We start from the raw sequence: 18,384 nt of genomic DNA, 5'->3' as shown, positions 1-18,384 counted from the left end.
TTGAACCTGTTTGGAACAAGCCGTTGGTGCCGGGGCCGGAATCGAACCGGCACGCCTTGCGGCGGGGGATTTTGAGTTGGGGATCTACAGTGTTCGTACAGGCAAATGGGGCGAATTCTAGCGTAGGTTGAAATAGGTAAAACTACTTGTGAATCAGTAGGTTGGCGTATTTTTCCTGAATCGGTGAAAACTGGTCACTGTACCGGTACTGTACCGAATTTCGGTACAGTTGTATCCCTGGCACAGTCTTCGGTACTTTCAGATTCTCCGGACACTCCGGTTTTAACGTGATCGTGAAAAATTTTTATCTGTATGATTAATCGAATCGCGAACGTTCCTCATCGATCTCCTCGCGCTCAATTGATCTGTCTAAGTATTCGATCTCACTCTCGATCCACTGCACGACCTCAAACTCGAATCCAGCGGCCAGCCATTCTCGCATCTTCTCTCGTTTGCGCCGCAAATAAGCACTTGTTGGTCCTGTCCATCCGCCCGAATGAAAAGTTGCCCCGATTCCATTTTGGACACCGTCTAGGTGCCCATATCTTGACAACAATCCTCGAGTTAATTGTCCACCTCCTTCATCATCCAAAGTGGCTGGCGCTGCGTGCGCTATCAATGCTGCTCTTGAGGATGGGTCTTCTTCAATCCACTGGAAGATTTCTGCGACTGGCAGATCAACGATTGCGCCTCGTGGCTGTGTATCGCTAAAGCCACCTAAGCCTCCCTTTAGCCAACTAAATAAATCGCTACGCCATTTTGGGAGTGTCCTCTCAAAATGAGTCTTTACTATCTTCCATGTTCCTGAGGGATTCGCTTGGACTAGCTTATTAGCTATTTCTACAACATTGGAGGCGTAGCTCAATCGATAATTTTTCCCCATTGCCACGAGCAGCGCATCCAATAGCAGCGGAATGTAACTCGGATCCCAAGCGATGAGTTTCAAGCACACATTCTTCCAATGATACGTGCACGTCGCCCCCTCGCTGTCGATGGCTATTGAGCGCGAAGTTGCCCCGAATACAAAATCTGGATTGAATGGTGTTGCATCGTCAAAGGGTATTAAGTCCAGTAACTCTACCAATTGAACTAGTGATTCAGAAGTATTCTTTTCACTCAATAGGGAAAGCAATTTCGCAACTCTGGCAGAAGGAATCTCTTCGATCCTACGCCCAACCCGCAGCGCTCCGAACACATTTGGATCTATCCAACTCATTTCCAGTGCGCTTAGGCACCGAGCGAATAATTCGTCATCATAATCGGAGTGAAGAGCGATAGTCGCCCCTAGCCAAGCCGAGTCTTCAGCGTTCAAAAAAGCTCTAAGTTTAGAAAAATAGAAGGACGGATCGAGCTCTCGAAGTCCCGACATATACCCATGCAAGCACACTTGATGCTTCGTTTCCAGTGTTCGCTGGGTGAGTACAGGAAAGAAAACGTGTCCGGGATCACTTTGTGCCAACTTGTCGCCAAAATACCATAGTGCGGGAGTGCCCTTCGTTGGCGCAAGCTGGTCTAAAAGGTGGCTGAGTCCGTCTGGCGTCCTAGCAATGCGGCAAACCAAGGCGTCGACGAGTGCCTTGGCACGACTTTTATTCCTGCCTCGTCGCTGACGAAAATCGTTGTCCCATTCAAGCCACTCTACATCAATCACATATCGCCGAAATCTGCTCGCTAAATCTCGCTTTGTGTAGCGGCGCTCAGCCCGATGTAATCTGGTGGAAATATCGGGATCTTTATTTTTGACTCCGTATTCTCTGTAATGCCAGAAAAACGAATTCAATTTCCCCGGCTCCATCGTCGTGTCGTCAATAAGACGATCCAAAACAATGAAGGCTAATTCTGTACATGGCGGAATATGAATCTGTTGCTCTACAGCATCTAGTAATGCCAGATTAAGATCAGTCCGAAACTCAGGCGGCCAATTTTGGGTTTCTTCGACTAAAGCTTGGAAATACAAATACTGCGCTTGCCACCAGTCGCCATATGTGCCGGGAATCCAGAGGTTAGCCCTCTCTTTCAACCCTTGATACTCGGGACCAACGATCCTGAACCCTCTGCTGCGAGTGTCAAGTGCAGCCTGCATTGCCTTGAGGGCGAGTTTGCGCTCTGCCATCCCTCTCGTACGCAAAAGCTGGAGCATTGCCGGAAGCCTGACCTCGGGAGAGGCTTCAGTCGCAGCGGCTTCCGGTCCGATTCGAAACAAGCCAACAAGGGTTCCAGTTGCATTGTTGGAAAAATCCGCATTCTCATTAACGGCGAATTTGGTTAAAACCTGAATCGCCCGGACCGTGTAAGTTGGCCAGACGGCAATTTTTTCCAGAGCCCACACCAGGTTTTGTCTGTTGTCTTTAAAGTCCAAAAGGTCCTGATCCGTCCACGTATTCACGGTAGTTTCGAGAAGCCTTAACACCGCACCCGGATTGGCTTCTGCCAAAATAGACATGAATCGTGAGCCTTTCTCCGACGTTAAAGCGGCTCTCTGAGAAAAAACTCCGTCTACTCGAAGGATTTCATTGGTGATGTGCGTCGTTGCGGCATGGCCTGCAAACTTGAACATATTCATGAACCAGGCATGTAAAGTCTCTGGCATGCTGGAAAATGTCTCGATAAAATCGAACCCCCTACCATACTGCTCCCAAAATTGCCTCCATAAATAAATATGAAGCGCTTTGGGTACGAAAAACAATGTTCTGCTTCCCTGGAGTACTCTGCGCGCACGTAGAGTCTGGATGATTTCTTGGAACCTTGCCCATCCAATCGTAGGGTCTGCCTTGCGGATTTGTTCGGCAATATATACGGCTTCGCTACCCACCGGATCCTCATAACCAAATCGGCTAAACAAGGCTAAATGCTGCGTGACGCAGTCTATTTGTCGGGTTGTGACTTCATTCTTGCCGCTGTAACCGTGCAGGAATCGCGTCCAAATCGGCACCGTCGATGGTGGCTTCAACAGATCTTGAGGGTTTGCCCGCAGATTGTCCGCAACTGCCTGGGCAACACGTGGAGAACCTTCGCAAATTTGGACCCAGCGATCAAGTTCGTTTGAGTCGCCGACGCGATTAGCGAGTATCTTTCTGATCGTGTCGTCGGATAGTCGCGGAACGTTAAGGCGTTCAATTTCCTCATCGAAAGTTTCGTCTCTTCCGTGATCAAGTGTTACTAGCTTCATTTGACCGCAGCGGGACTTCAAGTGTCTCCAGATATCTGACATCTCTGGCTCTTGAAGCTCATCAATTACAAGCACCAAAGGCCTGCTATAGCCCGATCTTATTAGTTGGCGGAAAAGTTTGGTCTGTCCAAACAGTGCTCCATGTTGGACATAGAGTACATAGGGAGCAATATTCTCGTCTTTTACGGCTTCGAGGACTATGCGAGTTTTGCCTAGACCTGGTTCACCCAGTACTCGGAAATGCTTAACTTCGCCCTGCAACCCTTTGCGAATCTGAGATATTAATTCATTCTGCTCCGTGGATATCTCGAACACATTTGCCATATGTGCATCATGTTGCCATTCTTCAAGGACCAATGCCTCTTGAATCGGATCTGTTGCGAGCAAAGATGCTGTTCCTGGATATCGCTCCGCAAACTCTGAAAGTTGGCTGGCACCAAGAACTTCTAATAGACCTTCGTAGTCAGGGTAACCCACTTCAGCCAATACTGAAGCGATCTCGCTTCGCGCGGTATTGCGTTGTTCGGGGGTTAGATCATGGCCGGTGCAAATAATTGTATAGAATCCACGGCGGCGTACAAGTCGCTCCACTTCAGTGTAAAGCTGTCCCTTGCTATCCAGAAGCTCCCCTTTAATGCTGCTCTTTGTCCAGGGCTTAAATGATGTGCCGGATTTAATCTGGAACCCAGTAAGGCCTGCCTGAAAGATGCAATCGCTAGGAACCGTGCTGTTCGGTGAGGCATTAATTTCGGCGTCGATGCCACCATCCGCAGTAGTAAGTCGACTCGATATTGTCAAAGCGCTCGGGCTTATTCGAGCATAGGCGCATTCAGATCGCAGGATAGACCTAATTACAACTACCGCTCTCTCTGCGGTTAGTGAAGTAACTGACGTGATTGGAACGTCCAAGATGGTGTTCATCTAAATCCTTGGCAGTCAAGTCCTGTTCACTGCTCGGAGGGAAGTCCTCTATGCCGTCCGCCGCAGCAGCATGGAAATGCGCTCACGCTTTATCGGTTTGTGAATTGTCGAAATAGTGGAGAACGCAGCTGGCTTCGCAGTCTTGTTCTCTCGGGACCTTATATTGGCTTATGGGTAACACAAAACCCGGCGACAGCCTATCCTGCACTAGTCCCCAAATCCTAAATTTCTTCGTCATGACGAAGACTTTGGGAGTGCTAATGCGTCAGCGCGCGGCTGCACAAACTCTTGCAGGCTTATCTGACCATCAACGAAACGCTGAGCGTGGGCCTCATCTGCTTCACTGAGCGAGAAACCTTCTAAACCGACAGAGGCCCGCGCATAGTTAACTGCCGATTGCCGGCGGCTGCGTTCGGTATCCGATATGGTTTTGTGGGGCTGTTGCCTGCATTTACCTGTGCCTGCCATGGTGCCTCCTTGCCGTAGGTAACTCGATCTTACAAGAAGTATGGGTAATTTGGTTTAGGTACACGTAGCCACAGAGGTGGTGCGCTGAAGTTGTCTTGTTTTACCTGCTATGGACCGCAATATCGGCTGCGTACTAGCCGTAGGTTCCAAAGAGGCTTTGCCTCTCTGGACTCTCCACCCTCGCCGGCGGGAGCCTCGGGAGCAGGGGTTGCGGGCCCTTGGCCCGGAACTCCTGCCCCCGGGCATAGCGTGGGGCGCTCCTGCCGCGTCAAGGGGCCGTGTCCTCGCCCTGTGGGCTGCGGGCCGCACCAACCCCTTCACCCGTGATCCGCTTGATAGCACCACTACTGACGCCGTTTGGCCGGAAGAGGGGTCAAGGGCGGGACCGGAAGCCGCAGCCCGAAGCGCAGCGTAGGGAACGGGTGAGGATCCCGGGCGAAGCCTTCACCCTTGATGCCTCTGGAAGCCATGCAGCCTGTCGGCCGGGGGGAGGAACAAGGCGAAGCCGCCTGGGCCTGCCCCCGCGGCCAGTCCGGCAAGAACGGGCGCGGGATGCAACCGAAGGGGTTGCCCAAGCGTAGCGCGGAGATATGTGCGGCCATAAATGAAAAGGCCTCGCTGATGGCGAGGCCGATGCGGACGCAATATGCACCTCACTTACCGTTGACGGAGCCGCCCGTTGCCGGTCCCCAGTTCTTGCCCATGTTCTGCAAGACGTGTTGCCGATAGGCTGGGTTCCACATGGTGTTGCCTGCAATCATGTGGTTGGTTCGGCCAGCAGTAACCATCATGCCCGACTGCATATCGCGGCGAGTCGTCTTAGGATTCACCACGTTGCCAATACCCTGCGCCATGCTCCTGAATGTCACTGCGTCAAAGGCGATGCCGCCAGCCAGTCTCGCCCCTAAGCCACTCGTTTTTCTCTGCGCGAAGAAGATGATCAAGGCAAGAACGATGATCTGCACAAACGAATTTATGGGATTGTCCGTGGTCGTACTTATTACCCTGTCGAACAGCGCCTTGAATAGGGCCACACCGACAGAGACGATAACCATTGTGATGGCAATTTCAAGGATGTAGGCCAGTGCCTGCTCAAACCATTTGTCGAACCATTTCGCGGTGACTGGGAACATTAGCGCCGCGATAAACAGTGGTCCGAGACCAAGCATTATTCCGAGACCGAGCTTTGCCATGATGATGGTCGCGGCCGCAGGCAAATGAATAAGAAACACGGCAATGGCCATCATGAGTGCATTCAGGGCATCCCAGAACATATGACCTAATTCGTAGAACTCGCGCTTTGCGACTTTGCCTAGCATGTCGTAAGCCACGTTAAGCCCTTTTCCCGCCGAGTTATCCAGAACTTGATAGATGCTCGTCGCTTGAGCGCTAGACGTGGACATGATGTCGGCCAGGCCTGTCTCCAGACCTTGAATGGCCGACACGACGGTAGCCGTGTAGGAATCAGCCGTCATGCAGAATGCCGTGATGATGAGGATCTTCATGCACTGCTTGATGAAGGTCTGAAAGGGAGCTTCAACCGCGCCCGCGCTGATGGCGTAGCCAGTCAAGGTGATGTACAGCGTGACGCCGGTCAGCATCAGCATTTGAAAGCCGAGGATGACGTTTGAAGCGGTTTCCGATACGAAGGTGTTCAGCATCGCTTCGACGCTGCTGCCTATCCACTGGAATAAGGCGAATCCCATGTTATTGACCTCCCTTGAGCGGATTGATCGGTGTCAGGTCGAAATAGTCCCGCTTGTCGACGGCCAGATGGTTTGCCGCTGTCTTGGCGTTGATGCAGTTGGCGGATGCGGCGAACTCGCCAGGACTGGCTTCGCACTTCGCGATCATCGCATTGCGTTCGGGGGCATGCGCCTTGTACCAATCGACGGTTTGAACGGGGGTGTTCTCGCCGCAAGCTGCCAGCGTGAGCGCGATGAAGAAAGGGAAGAGGATGTTTTTCATTTGTGTGCCTCACGTGCGTTGATGATGTCGAGTGCGTGGGCCACTTCGGCGGCCTCAATGATGCGTAACGCTACAAGGGTTCGCACGACGCTTTCGCGCATGCCGCCCCATGTCGGCTGTGTGAAGCGATTTGGCGCGTTTGTCCAAACGATGCCGATGCACGCAATGGATGTGACGGCAGACAGGATGATGTTCATCCAAGGCGGCAACGGTTCTTCATCAATGAACGGCAGCGTGAATCCAAACCAGCCCATAGCCGCGTAGTAGGCAGTGAAAACAGCCATACCGATAGCCACGACATCAAGGGTTCTCATCAGCGGCGCACGCCGCAAAAGCTCTCGGTAATACTCGGGACTCAGGCGGCGAGCGCAAGCCCAGAAGCGATAGATGGCAAGGCATAGCGTTACCACTGGGACCAGTGTGATTGCGTAGAACGGAGCCATGATGTTCTCCTTAGCGTGCAAGCGGGTTGAAGACTTGAAGAGTGGGGTAGCCCCGTTGATCAACAATCTTTGCGTTGATCTCCTTCCGCCGTTGCTGCTGTAGGCGGTCTTCGGCTGCCGCAACCATCTGGTACATCTGTAGCTTGGTCTGCTCGTTCTGAATCATGGCCTGCTCGACTGCGATGCGCCCTTGCAGTTCAGCAATGGCTTTCGGGTCCTGCGTTTGGTTGATCTGCTGCATCAGCTGGTCGATTTGGCTGAGGCGGTTTTTCGCCGCGTCATAGGCATCGAGCGCAAAGGCTTTGTCTTGCGCGCCTTTGACAGCCTGCGCTTCGCAGTTCGCGCGCTGCTCGTTCGAGGCAAAGCCGGTGCAGGCGTCATACACCTTGTTGTTTTCGTAGATGGATTCAGCGCGCCCGCTCAGGCCGGCATAGCCGCCTGATTTCACGCTGTCATAGACGCCTTGCCAGTCTTGCGGCAGGTAGTCTCGCAACTGCGGGTTGTTGAACAGTTCACCCATGCCGCGCGCGCCAGTGACCGCAGCGTATTGCTGCTTCATCTGGTCGATCTGGCTGACCATCTGGTCGTATTGCATCTTCCACTTCGCCATCGTCTCGATCTGGTTTTCCACGCTCTTGGCGATGGAAGCGCCATCTGTCACGGGGATTTGTGCGAAGGCGGCCGACGATGCGGCAATGCCGACGGCCATAATGCAAGAGGCTGATAGTTTCTTCATGTTCGCCACTCCTGAGAGGTTGAGGGCGAACGTAGGACCGTGCTGTCCGGTCTGTCGGTCTGTTCAAGGACCGCGCCCAGTACGGCAAAGCGTTCTTGGGGCGACTAAGCGGCCGATCTGCTCTCGGCGGTCGGAACCCTTCTTTTTGGGTCGGCACCCGGTACGCTAGGCGTCCTTGGGGCGGTGCAACGTTCGTTGTGGTTAAAGGTACAACTGAAGTTGATTGTACTTACGGTTAATGCAAAGTAGTTTCCCGATTACGGCCACCACATGCGACGGTCAATGATGATGCGGTCGGACAGGTACGAAATGTTCGCCAGTTCCGCCAGGGCCATTTCTACGGTTCGGAACCGGTACGGTCGGCCTTTGTCGTCCATGACGGGGTGCTCTGTAATGCCGTCCAGCACGGCCAAGGAAAAGCCCTTCCAGTAATGCGCATACAGAATTACCTGCACGTCACCAGTGCGCACTGGATCATCGCAGTAGTCTTGCAAGGCGTCGTAGCGTAAAGCCATCTTATGGTCCTTCTTGCGCAATCAATCAACGGCTCAGGTCGCCTTTGCCTGGGTGGTTGGTCTTATCCAGTTGCTGGGCGTCCTTGGTCACTTCTGCGCTGCTCTGGCTACGCTGTGGAACCTGTAGCGTCCTGTCCTGCGAGGGGTCCAGGAACCGGACAATTTCCAGGGCAAGCGATTTGTCCTCTATGTCACCAGCCGCCAAAGCTTTTGCAATGTGTCCGTAGCCGTTCCTGATAGCGCATGAAACGCCGGAAAGGCCGCGTTGTTCCCGCTCGGCCGCTTTGGTGCTCTTGCCACGCTTGGCGGCATGTCGCGTCGCCTGCTTGACCGTAGTACGCGTGTTAGAGCGTGCCCTACGCGGTGTGGCGTTGGCCTTGATGCCTTGTTCGCGCAGCGCCTCGGCGAAGCGCTCCCTCCAGCGTTGCAGATCCGCTTTTCGTGGGTTGAGCCGGCTGCCGTCGAGACCCAGCGCCTTAACGCAAAGGTGGCCGTGAGGATGGGCTTCATCGTCATGGATGGCGAAGACATACGCGTGGTTGGCGCCGAACTCCGTTTTCGCGAATGCACGGATAGCGTCATTGACTGCGCGTCGGTCGGTGCCGGGCGGCATGGACAGCACGATATTGAACGTTTCGCGCCGCGAGCCGTTGTCAGGCAACCCGTACTGGCCGCTTTTCCATTCGTCGCGAACGTCCTGCACTGCCTCACGGCCAAGGATGATTTCACCGTCTTCGTTCTCCAACGCTACCAGGCCGTTGCGCGATATGTAGTCGAGGTGTGCTTTCACCTGCGCGATGCCTTTGCCGCCGCCGGAGATCTTCACCATGACTTCGGGCGCTTTGCGAGTGGTGAGCATCAACTTGTCACGGACCCGAGCGCTGCCGGTCAGCAGTAGAGGCGTAGAGGGTGGCGAAGTGCGTGATCGCGTCACCGTGCGCTTTACGCCTTGGCTGGTGACGGGCTTGGTATAGATGCGTTCGCCCCAGTCCTTCAAAATTCCATCAATGACCAGACTCATTCCAGCCTCCAGCGGTCAATGTTGGCGCGCATGATGTCTGCCACCCGCGCGGTGTGGGTTTTGATATGCCGGGTCAGTGTGTCGATACGTTCAGCGGTTACCACCGTCTCCAGCGCGCGTCCCGCGTTCATATGCCTGGCGATCTGGTTCAGGTTGCGGCCGATGGCAAGCAGCCTCGAATTCGATTCGCCCAGCGTTCGCAGCTCCGTCATGCCGAACTGCGGTTCGCCGCTGAGATTGGCCCGTATCAGGTGGATGACCCAGCGATTGGCGGACATGCCCTGCTGCAAGGCTAGTGCTTCGATACGGGCATATTCCGTCTCGGTCAGGCGGAGTTCCAAGCGGCGCCGCGAAGTATCGGGCTTCTCATGTGCTGATGGAGTGGGCGACGTGTCCGTTGCCGAACCGTTGAGAAGGCGGACAATGATCTGCCGCAGGCCGTCGCTGGGCGTGCTGCCTTGTCGAAGACAAAGTGCCTGCCAGCGCAGCTTCAGATCTCCATCCAGGCGGATGCTGAGTGTGGTCTTGCGCGTCATTTCGGCATCCTCGTATGCAGCTCCAGTTGGGCTTTGATTTCTTGAAGCCGGGCTTGAGATTCAGCTTTGCTGAGTGGTGCTGATTCCGAAGCACGCGACATATCTTGGGTCGCTGCCAGGCGTTCCCTTTCGGTTGCTATCGGGATGCCAGCAGACGGCACGAATCCCCCGATGCGGTGGCGTTCAAGGATTCCTTTGAAATAGGCGACCTTCGTCTTTCTGATGGTTCCGGGTGTCTTGATGGCCCCGTCCAGTTCGTCAAGCAATGCTTGCGCATCAACTGATTGGACGTCGGTAAGCAAGTTTTGGATCGACAGTTTCTCAGCGGGGACCAGCGCGGTAGGGTACTGAAGACCGTCGTCGGTTCTCGTTGTAGTAGTAGGGTTATAGATAGGGTTAGTGTTAGTAGTAGTGTTACCCGGCCCCCTGTCCATACCCTGGAGATAGGCTGTCGCTGGGGTATGCCCGTTGCTAATTGATTGATTTCTATGGATGTCTTTTGCTTCGGCCGGAATGGACGTCCGGCCGTCGTCGGGGCCTGCATAGGGTGTCGATAGCCTATATGGACCGTATCCAAGGGCTTTGGCTACCGTATTGCGCAGCGGATCCTCGGTAGGCAGTCGATCGATAAAGTCATTCACGTAAGCGTCACGCCAGCCTTGGGGCAGTGCCGCTATTTGCTCGAGTGTCTTTTTCCTAAGGGTCGTTGCCACTGCCATCTTGGCGGAGTTGTGGTCCCACCAATCTTTGATCCAGATGTAATTCGCCTGCGGGTCAAAATCCAAGATGCCAGCATCGATGAGACGACGCATCACTGGCATTAGTTGTGAATCAGGGTCCCAGCCCATTTCTGAGGCTGCAACGCGAATGACGATTTCATAGGCGCCGATGACATTGCTGAATGGCGAGGTCAGGAAATAGAACAGCGCATAGCGGTCTTCGACCGTGCAGCCTGACAGGCGATTTGAGCGCCATATCTGGTCGTTGATGGTTCTTTGCCGACTCATGTGCGCGGCCCTCGTGTAGCGACCTCTGCGGGCGTGATTTCATCGTCTGTCGGCTGTTCCAGATTCAGCGCTTCCGTGACCTGCAACGTCCGAAAATAAACGCGGCGGCCGACTCGCAGCATGGCTGGTTTCAGCTTGCGCGAAAAGTCGGTATCGGTATAAAGCGCAACGCGGACGCCATCGGGAGATCGACCTAGCAAGGTGGCAACGTCAACGATGCTCATCAACGGTCCAAACCGCCCCAACAAATATTCTCCAGTAGTCATTCATATGCCTCACAAGTTCACCGTAGGTAATGCCAGTCTTTACCGTGAGGGCATGGTTGTCAAACTTAAGTTGTTGATTTTAAAGACCAAAATACGGTATTCATGAAAACCAAGATTAGGCATCGCCAAATGCCAAGATATGGCGCATTGGTTTTCTTGCGATGAAGCGATCAAGCAAAATAAATCTAGAAATCATGGGCTTAGGCGCGGTCAGAGATGTGCTCTGATTTCGGTGTCTGAAGCGTCGGTGGACAGAGAGAAATTTTGTGGAAAATTGCCAACGATGTGAGCATGCTCACGCTGTTGGCCCGCATTCGAAGTGATGGCACTAGGATCAGCGGGTTACGTGTCACGCGGTCGTGAAGAGCCAAGTATCATGGGGCATGCATGACAAGTCGTTAGGGAGCTATATGGAACCCGGGAATGACGTCCGGTAAGGTCCGAGTCCAGCGCTTTCAATTGAATGCCAACGGCCGTGATTTTGCGGTGGGTGACATCCACGGTCATTTTGATCGGCTTGAGGTCGCGCTGGCTGCCGTAAGGTTCTCGCCAGAAAAGGACCGATTGTTTTCCGTGGGGGACCTTGTGGACCGAGGTCCTGAGTCAGCCGATGTTCTGAAATGGTTGGAGCGCCCGTGGTTTCACCCGATCTGTGGGAATCACGAGCTGATGACGTGGCGACGGGCGATGGGCAATCCGATTCCGGACGTTGATCATCGCCTCCACGGAGGCGAATGGTTGGATGCCTGTGTCAGCCCAAAGCAGCCAGATTTTTGTTAAGCAGTATAGAGTTCATGCCAGCTATTGAGGTTTGTCGCGTTGAGCGGTGCTGGCGAGACATTGTTCGATGAACTCGAGCTCCTGCCCGAGCTCTATGGCGCGCTGTTCCAGTGCACTCAACGCTGCTTTATGCTCCTTTTGCACGTCAGCTGGAGCCTTGGCGAGCGCAACCGCCTTTCTCTGGCTTCTCTCAATTTTTTCTTTGACCTCGGCAAGGTGCCGCAGCCCGGATTCCTTTTTCCTTGCAGGAAAGAGTTGACACTCCAGGAAGCGGATGGCGTCGTAGATTCTCAATACTTCACCACTGGTTTTCGAGTGCACAAAATTCAGGCTTCCCTCGTCGAAAGCGTGATGCTCCTGATTTTGCCCACCCCAGTTGACCAGATCATTCTTGATGATATTGAAATGTGACAAGTCGTAGTCAATGAAAGGCTCCACCAACGAGAAGGTGTGCTCGAGGCTGACCTGAAGGTACATGCTCTTCTTGAGGTGTGACTTGTTGAAGTTGGCCGTGACTGTGACGCGGTTTTCGATGCAAAACTCAAGCACCATGGACTCGAACCAAATACGACAATAAAGCAACGCTTGGCGGATGTCGAAGACCGACAACGCTATATAGACCTTTTTTTGGAAGCCACCTTCATGATCGATGGTCACGATGCCTCTATTCGTGTAGCTTAGTACACGACTTGCATGCTGATCGCACTGAGGATGACGGTCGGAGATGATGCAGAATCTCTCCCAGAAGAGGCGATCATGGGTGGTAACCACCATCTGGATGCGGCGTAGGTAGGCATCGGAGAAAAGAAGGTCAATTATGTTTGATCGATGATCGGTGTCGATGGCGTTAACCACGTCATCGAACACAATGAGTGGGAAATTGTTTTTCTCAGCCATCGCCAGGAGGATGGACAATCCTAACGCCCTCAGATGGCCTTCGCTGAGGACTGCAAACGCATCGAGTGAGGACCCATCTAGGTTGGTGATTCTGATTCGGTAGCTATCACCTTGCCGATCGAAGCGCAATGAAGCAATCTGCTCATGGTCATCGTCGTGGTGGTTGATAGCTCGATAGTATTCGGCAGCTTTGGCTTCGATCCCGTTGATTCGCGTTTTCTCAAGCTCCAGCTTGTACTCGAGCAAGCTGCGGTACAGGATGCGGTACTCAGCCTCCAAATCCTCAAGCAGCTTATTGAAGCGGCTGTTTTCACCAGCATTGTTGAGCAATGCCGCTTTCCGCTTTATTAGGCCAGCCATCTCGGCATTGACGATTTTGAACTCGCGTTCTGCCAGTTTTTTTTCCTCGAACTGTTGCTTCAGCGATTCATCAATTTCTTTCAACTGCTTCACCCGTGCTTCTAGCCGGGCTGCCTGAGCCTCTGCCTGATCGACCTCCTGGCGCCTGCGCTCGCAGGCATCCAAGTAAGACTCAATCTGTGCTGACTTCTCCGTATAAAGCGTCAGAATCGAGTCGAGGACGGATGGAGCCACTTCCGAACGATCGGTAGCGGCGTGGAATTTTGCAAGCACGGCCTCCAGCTCGCTCATCTCCACTTGGCAGGGAACATCGGCGCGCTCATTGTTCTTTACCGCGCTAATGGCCGTAGCGACTCTCGAAGCCCAAAGAGTAATTAGTGCGTCATTACGCAGCTTAGATTGTTTGAGGGAATCCAGTGCATACAACGCCGTAATCTGCTCTCGCGCTCTCTCGAACGGATTCGCCACCACCTGATCGAGGGGCGTCAGACATGCAGGACAGGCTTTCCCAACCTGCAAATGCTCGATAGCTTCTAATGCCTGAAAGAAGTCGCGATAATTAACGTCGCTGGCCCGCCGCAGAAACACCGTTTCGATATCGGCTCTTCGGTCCAGCAAGCGCTGAGCGATGGCACAGATGCGTTTCACCTGTTTGATCGGGATCGCGAGCGGGGCCTTGGAGGTTCGCAGACGCTCGGCACTACGAATATGCATTTCTATTGTGTCGCGCAGCCGCAAAACCTTTGGGCGAACATCGAAGCCTTGGTCGGCTCTCAATCCCAGCAGCCTGCACGTTTCGTAGATCGATTTTTGAAGGTCTGCTCTGTGCTTGCGCCGTAGCAGGCTCAAATCAGCGCGGGTGCGTTCCATGCGGTCCAATTCGCCAGCTTGGTCGGCACGCATGAAGGCTTTGAGTGAAAAACTTTCAGGCCGAACGAACCGGGAAATGACCTCTTGGAGCTCTTCCAGTCCGAACAAGGTGGCCAGGACATCTCTCTCGGCACTGCCAGTATCCTTGGAACCCAAGAGCGAGAACTCTTGAAGACGGTTGCGGTCGATGAAACAGCCTGACCAACTGATGCTTTGTTTGACGGGTAGCCCGTCTGCTCCCAACAACGTTAGCTTCGACTTGGCATCTCCTCGTGCGATGTACTGATTGATCTTAGTCTTGCGTCGGGCCGCTTCTTTGATATCGCCAGTGGTCCCAATTTCCAATGCCTCGCACAACGATGACTTGCCGCCACCATTGGGTGCGTAAAAGATATTCTTGAGCTTGCTGAAGCGAATGAAGGTCCCTAAGTCGTCGGGGCCAATTTCACCGAACCCTCGGAAGTTTTTTACTCGAAGGGAACCAAGAGTGCCGAGCCCAGACGGCGGTATGCGGTCCAATTCCGGCTTGCTGTCCAGCACTTTCTTGAAGCGGGCTGCGATGCGCTGGTAATTGCGGCCCAGCAATTGGTCAGCTGCCGCAGTAATGTGAGCTTTGATATGGTCGGAATAGCGGCCCTTGTCTTGATTGGCTTGATATATACACCAGAGCAAAACTAGGTATGCATCAGTACGCCCGTCAAGATTCTGCCTCGCAAAACTCAAAAGGTACTGACTCATTGCTTCTCCTTCGTAGTGTGCGTAATCGTAGTCCGACTGGAATAAGAAAGCTATTGCCCATGTCAAATGACGCGGTCTTTTGCTATTGTTGAGCTCTGCCGATCTGGGCCTGGGAGGGGGGCGCGACGAGGACTGGGCGGCTGAGTGGGGCTGGATATAAAGAGTCGCTAATAAGCCTAGCGCCAAGTTACCGCCAGCTTGGGGGTTGCGAGCTGCCGTGATGTGTATTGAAGTAATTGACCTCAATGGGTCGACATCTGGCACCTGCCACATATCGCCTCTGGCCAGTAAGCGACATATTTCTCTCGAGTTTCCTGTATTAATCAAAAGCAGCGATTGGCTGATTTCTCATGTTTACCTAAAGAGCTATCATCCAGTCAGGCCCTATCGATGCTAGCGCTTAAGCCATGTTTATTGAAGCGTGACCCTGATCGGTTTGCCACCTAAATCTAGTTAGACCAACAGAGACAATGTCTTCGCTAATCTTCTTTACTGACGCAACTCAGATCGTCGTTGCAACTGACACGCTCGCGGTCACGCCAGATGGCAAGCCCATGCTGTTCAGTAGCAAGGCTCACCATCTGCCGCATCTTCGAACAATCATTGCTGGAACGGGAATGGGGATGTTCGCGGGCGATTGGGCGATGGAGGTGAATAACCGCATGATCCTAGAAGGCATCATGAACCTTGATTACCACGCTCCCGGCGCGCTCCAAGCGAGGTGGGCAAAGTACCGACAAGACTTCGCGCTCCCGGAAAGTTCGACGACAACTGTGTATCACTTTGGACTTTCGGAAGAAGATCAGTCTGTGGTTGCTTTTGCGTATCGGTCCACATCTGGCTTTCAGTCAGAGCGGTTGCCCCAAGGCTTTGGCATCAAACCCGAGTGTCCGCTTCCAGAAGGGAACAACATCCTGGAAATCATCCCGCAAATGATGAACCTGCAGAGGGAGATTCAGAGCAAAGTCGCCCCAATTGAACGAATCTACATCGGTGGAGAGGTGGTCGTTATGCACCTCACATCATCGAGCTTCAGTGTCTACCACCCTTACTCCTTTCCAGAGCGCCCCCAAGACATGAAGAGCATCTTTCGCAGGCACGCGAGTGGGGCCTAACGCTTCGTTCAGGCGGAAGCCGGACAACGCCGGCTCAGGCGTTAGTCGAATGTCTGGAATGGGGCATTCTTCGACCTCCAACCACCCCGCGGATCGGCGCAGAACCAAAGAAAAGGCCCTTCACTCATAGGTGAAAGGCCTTTTTTAATTGACTCAGGGTGGCTATCCGCGCTTGAACAGGCGCTCGTGCATCCATCCATCGTTGGTCAGGATGACAGCCGCTTTACCCTGTATATCTCCCTGGGTCTGTTCCGCAAAATTCTTGTAGTTGGCACGGATACTTTCCGATTTGGCCCAGTCATCTGCACCTTCTACCTTATAGCGGTAGTTCACTTGCGACAGCTTTACGCCCATCATGTCGCTGGGTTCAGTGAAGTTGCTCACTTCCACAACGGTGTACTTGCCGGTGCAGAAGGCATCTTGTCCAGCCATCGTGTTGGCACCATTGGCGACGAGGAATTTCTTGCCGGTGTCAGTGACTTGGTACTCGGTGGCCGGCTCCATCTTGTTGCCGAACATGGCTTTGACTTCGGTGTCTCGCTTCGTCAGCAGCCCGGCATCGACCAGCGCGTCGGCGCGCTTCTTGCTCTGACCGCCCAGCATGTCTTGATTCGCCAGGGTGAACGGCAAGCCCTTAGCAGGAATCGCTGCGCATAGGCCCTTTTGAGTGTCCAGGTATGCCTGTATGGCCTTGCTGAAGTTGCTCTTGTTGGCGTCTTTGGCGCTGCCGCACGCGGCAAGGGTAAGAGCAAGGCTGCTGATGGCGACGATCTTGATAGCGGTATGCAAAACTAGCTTCCTCCGTAGGTTAAGACAATCGGTTATTCATTATGGCAACGCGATGGAGCGATTATGCGTTGTTCTCTGTTTGGGAGTCGGCCTCACTCCGTTGTTTAGAAGTGGACGGCGCGCGACGCGCGAGGCGGTCCAGCTTCTGCACCAGGTCTTCGGCCCGCAGGTGCGTATAGCGCTTGAGCATCTGCATCGACTTGTGGCCGCTGATGGCCGACACCTCCTGATCGCTCAAGCCGGCTTCCACGAACCGGCTGACAGCCTCGTGCCGCAGGTCGTGAAAGCGGAAATCTTCCAGGCCCGCTGCTCGCTTGGCATCGGTCCACGCTTTGTCGAACAGGTAAGGGCGTCGTATGCCGTCCCGACCGGGTTCGCCGAAGAACACCAGTTCGGTTTCGGCTGGGCGCACGGGGTTGGCAAGCGCCTTGGTGAACACGCGCGTTGCCTCGGCAGTCAGAGGAACGGTGCGGGGCGAAGAGTTCTTGGTATGCTCCAGCCGCACGACGCGACGCTCGATGTCCACTTGTCGTATGCGCAGCGTAGCAATCTCAGACAGCCGCATACCGGTCTGGACGGCAATGCGGACTATCCATCCGAACATCGGGTTCGAGTGCTTATCGACGGCTTGCAGCAGGCGGGTCTGTTCTTCTTGGGTCAAGCGCCGGTTGCGGCCCGAGCCGGGGGCCGGGCGGCGAATGTTGGACACGGGATTGAAGGGCAGGCCGATGCCCCATTCCTTGATCGCGACGGTGAACAGGTGGCCTAGCAGGGCCAGTTCCAAGCGTACCGTGTTGTTACTGCGAGGCCGTAGCTTGCCATTCTCGTCCGGGTCGCCCGCCAGTCGCATGTCACGGAACTGCGCCACGATCTCGGCGTTCAGGGCTGCCAGCGAGTACTTGCCAAGATGGCGGATGATGACCTGCGCCTTCTTGTGTTCGCCGGCTTGGGTCGAGGCCCGCTTGGTGGGCGTGACTTCCTTGAGATAGCGGGTCAGCGCCGCTTCGACGGTCATGCGCTCGGCCGGCGCGCGCTGGATGTATACGCCGCGCACCATTTCGTCTTCGGTACGGCGCGCCCAGTCTTCGGCGTCGCGCTTGGTGCGGAACGTCTTGGCCGTGGCCGGCCAGCCTGTCTTGCGAATGAGGGCTTTCCAAGTGCCCGAGGAAGTCTTAACGATGGTAGCCATGAGTACTCCGTATGGGGCTAGCGCCGCATCACTGTACCGAAACTGTACCTGACCACAATTTTAGGAAAATCCCCCGGTGCGGGGCTTGTACTGCGAAATCTTCTAATGGCTTGAATTATCAGAAGATTTGGGGATGGTGCCCGGGGCCGGAATCGAACCGGCACGCCTTGCGGCGGGGGATTTTGAGTCCCCTGCGTCTACCAATTTCACCACCCGGGCTTTTTGTCGTTCTGTTTAAGCTTCAAAACTTAATCAGAAGAGGCTGGAAATACTGCGGTAAATGCAAGCTGGCGATTATAGCCTAATTTTTGCTTTTGTACTTCAAACCCACCACAAACCCCCACTTACATCCAAATTATTCCTAAAACAAAAACATTGAATGTCATTTCAAACCATTTATTGGTTTTACTGGAAGTTTTAAAGTTACACCATCGACGAGATTTTAGGAATACGGCTCGCCGAATTCACTGAAGGGCACCTCGAATAACCCGAGGTTTTCAGTGAATCCCACCGCGCAATGATGACGGCGACCGCGTTCGGTCCAATTTCTCTGGCAACCCACCGTATTTCTCGGCGGAGTTGCCCCCTTTTTGCCT

Annotated in this window: 16 protein-coding genes and 1 tRNA gene; 2 read left to right on the top strand and 15 right to left on the bottom strand. The window is 54.0% G+C overall.

What is annotated here, in order from left to right:
• Nucleotides 1-316: 316 nt before the first annotated feature.
• The 11 genes from H0484_RS11785 to H0484_RS11735 all read right to left on the bottom strand — a co-directional run bounded on the left by H0484_RS11785 (nt 317) and on the right by H0484_RS11735 (nt 11,050).
• Nucleotides 317-4,090 carry a hypothetical protein gene (locus H0484_RS11785; RefSeq protein ID WP_226954838.1) on the bottom strand — a complete coding sequence of 1,258 codons (3,774 nt, stop codon included), beginning with the start codon at nt 4,088-4,090 and terminating at the stop codon, nt 317-319.
• 234 nt (nt 4,091-4,324) lie between these two features.
• Nucleotides 4,325-4,558: an antitoxin VbhA family protein gene (locus H0484_RS11780; RefSeq protein ID WP_051644215.1), complete on the bottom strand. Its 234-nt coding sequence runs from the start codon at nt 4,556-4,558 to the stop codon at nt 4,325-4,327.
• A gap of 653 nt (nt 4,559-5,211) precedes the next feature.
• On the bottom strand, nt 5,212-6,264 hold the full coding sequence (locus H0484_RS11775) for a type IV secretion system protein (RefSeq protein ID WP_202730231.1): 1,053 nt from the start codon (nt 6,262-6,264) through the stop codon (nt 5,212-5,214).
• 1 nt (nt 6,265) lies between these two features.
• Nucleotides 6,266-6,526, bottom strand: a complete 261-nt coding sequence (locus tag H0484_RS11770; protein WP_226954837.1) for an EexN family lipoprotein — start codon at nt 6,524-6,526, stop codon at nt 6,266-6,268.
• The gene (locus tag H0484_RS11765) at nt 6,523-6,969 is read right to left on the bottom strand and encodes a hypothetical protein (protein WP_226954836.1); all 447 of its coding nucleotides are present in this window, start codon (nt 6,967-6,969) and stop codon (nt 6,523-6,525) included. Before H0484_RS11765 ends, H0484_RS11770 begins: the two co-directional genes overlap by 4 nt.
• Nucleotides 6,970-6,979: 10 nt before the next feature.
• Entirely contained in the window at nt 6,980-7,705 is a 726-nt protein-coding gene (virB5, locus tag H0484_RS11760; RefSeq protein WP_033469522.1) for a P-type DNA transfer protein VirB5, read from the bottom strand.
• Nucleotides 7,706-7,962: 257 nt separating this feature from the next.
• Entirely contained in the window at nt 7,963-8,220 is a 258-nt protein-coding gene (locus H0484_RS11755; RefSeq protein ID WP_226954835.1) for a hypothetical protein, read from the bottom strand.
• Nucleotides 8,221-8,245: 25 nt separating this feature from the next.
• Nucleotides 8,246-9,241: a relaxase/mobilization nuclease domain-containing protein gene (locus tag H0484_RS11750; RefSeq protein WP_010925844.1), complete on the bottom strand. Its 996-nt coding sequence runs from the start codon at nt 9,239-9,241 to the stop codon at nt 8,246-8,248.
• Nucleotides 9,238-9,777 carry a plasmid mobilization relaxosome protein MobC gene (locus H0484_RS11745; RefSeq protein WP_226954834.1) on the bottom strand — a complete coding sequence of 180 codons (540 nt, stop codon included), beginning with the start codon at nt 9,775-9,777 and terminating at the stop codon, nt 9,238-9,240. Before H0484_RS11745 ends, H0484_RS11750 begins: the two co-directional genes overlap by 4 nt.
• Complete coding sequence (locus H0484_RS11740; protein ID WP_226954833.1) at nt 9,774-10,784, bottom strand: hypothetical protein; 1,011 nt, start codon at nt 10,782-10,784, stop codon at nt 9,774-9,776. The genes H0484_RS11745 and H0484_RS11740 overlap by 4 nt, the downstream gene beginning before the upstream one ends.
• Nucleotides 10,781-11,050 carry a hypothetical protein gene (locus H0484_RS11735; protein ID WP_080561906.1) on the bottom strand — a complete coding sequence of 90 codons (270 nt, stop codon included), beginning with the start codon at nt 11,048-11,050 and terminating at the stop codon, nt 10,781-10,783. The genes H0484_RS11740 and H0484_RS11735 overlap by 4 nt, the downstream gene beginning before the upstream one ends.
• Nucleotides 11,051-11,473: 423 nt before the next feature.
• Here H0484_RS11735 and H0484_RS11730 point away from each other — a divergent pair, with 423 nt between their 5' ends.
• The gene (locus H0484_RS11730; protein ID WP_010925847.1) at nt 11,474-11,830 is read left to right on the top strand and encodes a metallophosphoesterase; all 357 of its coding nucleotides are present in this window, start codon (nt 11,474-11,476) and stop codon (nt 11,828-11,830) included.
• A 21-nt stretch (nt 11,831-11,851) separates the two neighbouring features.
• On the opposite strand, the gene H0484_RS11725 is transcribed toward H0484_RS11730, so the two are convergent.
• A complete protein-coding gene (locus H0484_RS11725; RefSeq protein WP_226954832.1) occupies nt 11,852-14,695 on the bottom strand; it encodes an AAA family ATPase in 2,844 nt (947 codons plus the stop codon).
• 470 nt (nt 14,696-15,165) lie between these two features.
• On the opposite strand from H0484_RS11725, the gene H0484_RS11720 reads away from it, so the two are divergent.
• Nucleotides 15,166-15,810 carry a hypothetical protein gene (locus H0484_RS11720; protein ID WP_033469526.1) on the top strand — a complete coding sequence of 215 codons (645 nt, stop codon included), beginning with the start codon at nt 15,166-15,168 and terminating at the stop codon, nt 15,808-15,810.
• A 162-nt stretch (nt 15,811-15,972) separates the two neighbouring features.
• On the opposite strand, the gene H0484_RS11715 is transcribed toward H0484_RS11720, so the two are convergent.
• From H0484_RS11715 to H0484_RS11705, 3 genes are all read right to left on the bottom strand, one after another.
• A complete protein-coding gene (locus H0484_RS11715; RefSeq protein ID WP_226954831.1) occupies nt 15,973-16,599 on the bottom strand; it encodes a hypothetical protein in 627 nt (208 codons plus the stop codon).
• A 61-nt stretch (nt 16,600-16,660) separates the two neighbouring features.
• Nucleotides 16,661-17,788 carry a site-specific integrase gene (locus H0484_RS11710; protein WP_226954830.1) on the bottom strand — a complete coding sequence of 376 codons (1,128 nt, stop codon included), beginning with the start codon at nt 17,786-17,788 and terminating at the stop codon, nt 16,661-16,663.
• Nucleotides 17,789-17,922: 134 nt separating this feature from the next.
• Nucleotides 17,923-18,007: transfer RNA gene (locus tag H0484_RS11705), tRNA-Leu, on the bottom strand.
• Nucleotides 18,008-18,384 lie beyond the last annotated feature (377 nt).

The organism is Mesopusillimonas faecipullorum (assembly GCF_020539505.1).
Classification (GTDB): Bacteria; Pseudomonadota; Gammaproteobacteria; order Burkholderiales; family Burkholderiaceae_B; genus Mesopusillimonas; species Mesopusillimonas faecipullorum.
The sequence above is the reverse complement of the archived record's forward strand: the minus strand, read 5'-3'. Positions and strand labels throughout refer to the sequence as shown.

Excerpts from the sequence above, each read along its gene's own strand:
- H0484_RS11785 (WP_226954838.1), bottom strand. The coding sequence starts at position 4,090 with ATGAACACCATCTTGGACGTTCCAATCACGTCAGTTACTTCACTAACC.
- H0484_RS11780 (WP_051644215.1), bottom strand. The coding sequence starts at position 4,558 with ATGGCAGGCACAGGTAAATGCAGGCAACAGCCCCACAAAACCATATCG.
- H0484_RS11775 (WP_202730231.1), bottom strand. The coding sequence starts at position 6,264 with ATGGGATTCGCCTTATTCCAGTGGATAGGCAGCAGCGTCGAAGCGATG.
- H0484_RS11770 (WP_226954837.1), bottom strand. The coding sequence starts at position 6,526 with ATGAAAAACATCCTCTTCCCTTTCTTCATCGCGCTCACGCTGGCAGCT.
- H0484_RS11765 (WP_226954836.1), bottom strand. The coding sequence starts at position 6,969 with ATGGCTCCGTTCTACGCAATCACACTGGTCCCAGTGGTAACGCTATGC.
- virB5 (WP_033469522.1), bottom strand. The coding sequence starts at position 7,705 with ATGAAGAAACTATCAGCCTCTTGCATTATGGCCGTCGGCATTGCCGCA.
- H0484_RS11755 (WP_226954835.1), bottom strand. The coding sequence starts at position 8,220 with ATGGCTTTACGCTACGACGCCTTGCAAGACTACTGCGATGATCCAGTG.
- H0484_RS11750 (WP_010925844.1), bottom strand. The coding sequence starts at position 9,241 with ATGAGTCTGGTCATTGATGGAATTTTGAAGGACTGGGGCGAACGCATC.
- H0484_RS11745 (WP_226954834.1), bottom strand. The coding sequence starts at position 9,777 with ATGACGCGCAAGACCACACTCAGCATCCGCCTGGATGGAGATCTGAAG.
- H0484_RS11740 (WP_226954833.1), bottom strand. The coding sequence starts at position 10,784 with ATGAGTCGGCAAAGAACCATCAACGACCAGATATGGCGCTCAAATCGC.
- H0484_RS11735 (WP_080561906.1), bottom strand. The coding sequence starts at position 11,050 with ATGACTACTGGAGAATATTTGTTGGGGCGGTTTGGACCGTTGATGAGC.
- H0484_RS11730 (WP_010925847.1), top strand. The coding sequence starts at position 11,474 with ATGACGTCCGGTAAGGTCCGAGTCCAGCGCTTTCAATTGAATGCCAAC.
- H0484_RS11725 (WP_226954832.1), bottom strand. The coding sequence starts at position 14,695 with ATGAGTCAGTACCTTTTGAGTTTTGCGAGGCAGAATCTTGACGGGCGT.
- H0484_RS11720 (WP_033469526.1), top strand. The coding sequence starts at position 15,166 with ATGTCTTCGCTAATCTTCTTTACTGACGCAACTCAGATCGTCGTTGCA.
- H0484_RS11710 (WP_226954830.1), bottom strand. The coding sequence starts at position 17,788 with ATGGCTACCATCGTTAAGACTTCCTCGGGCACTTGGAAAGCCCTCATT.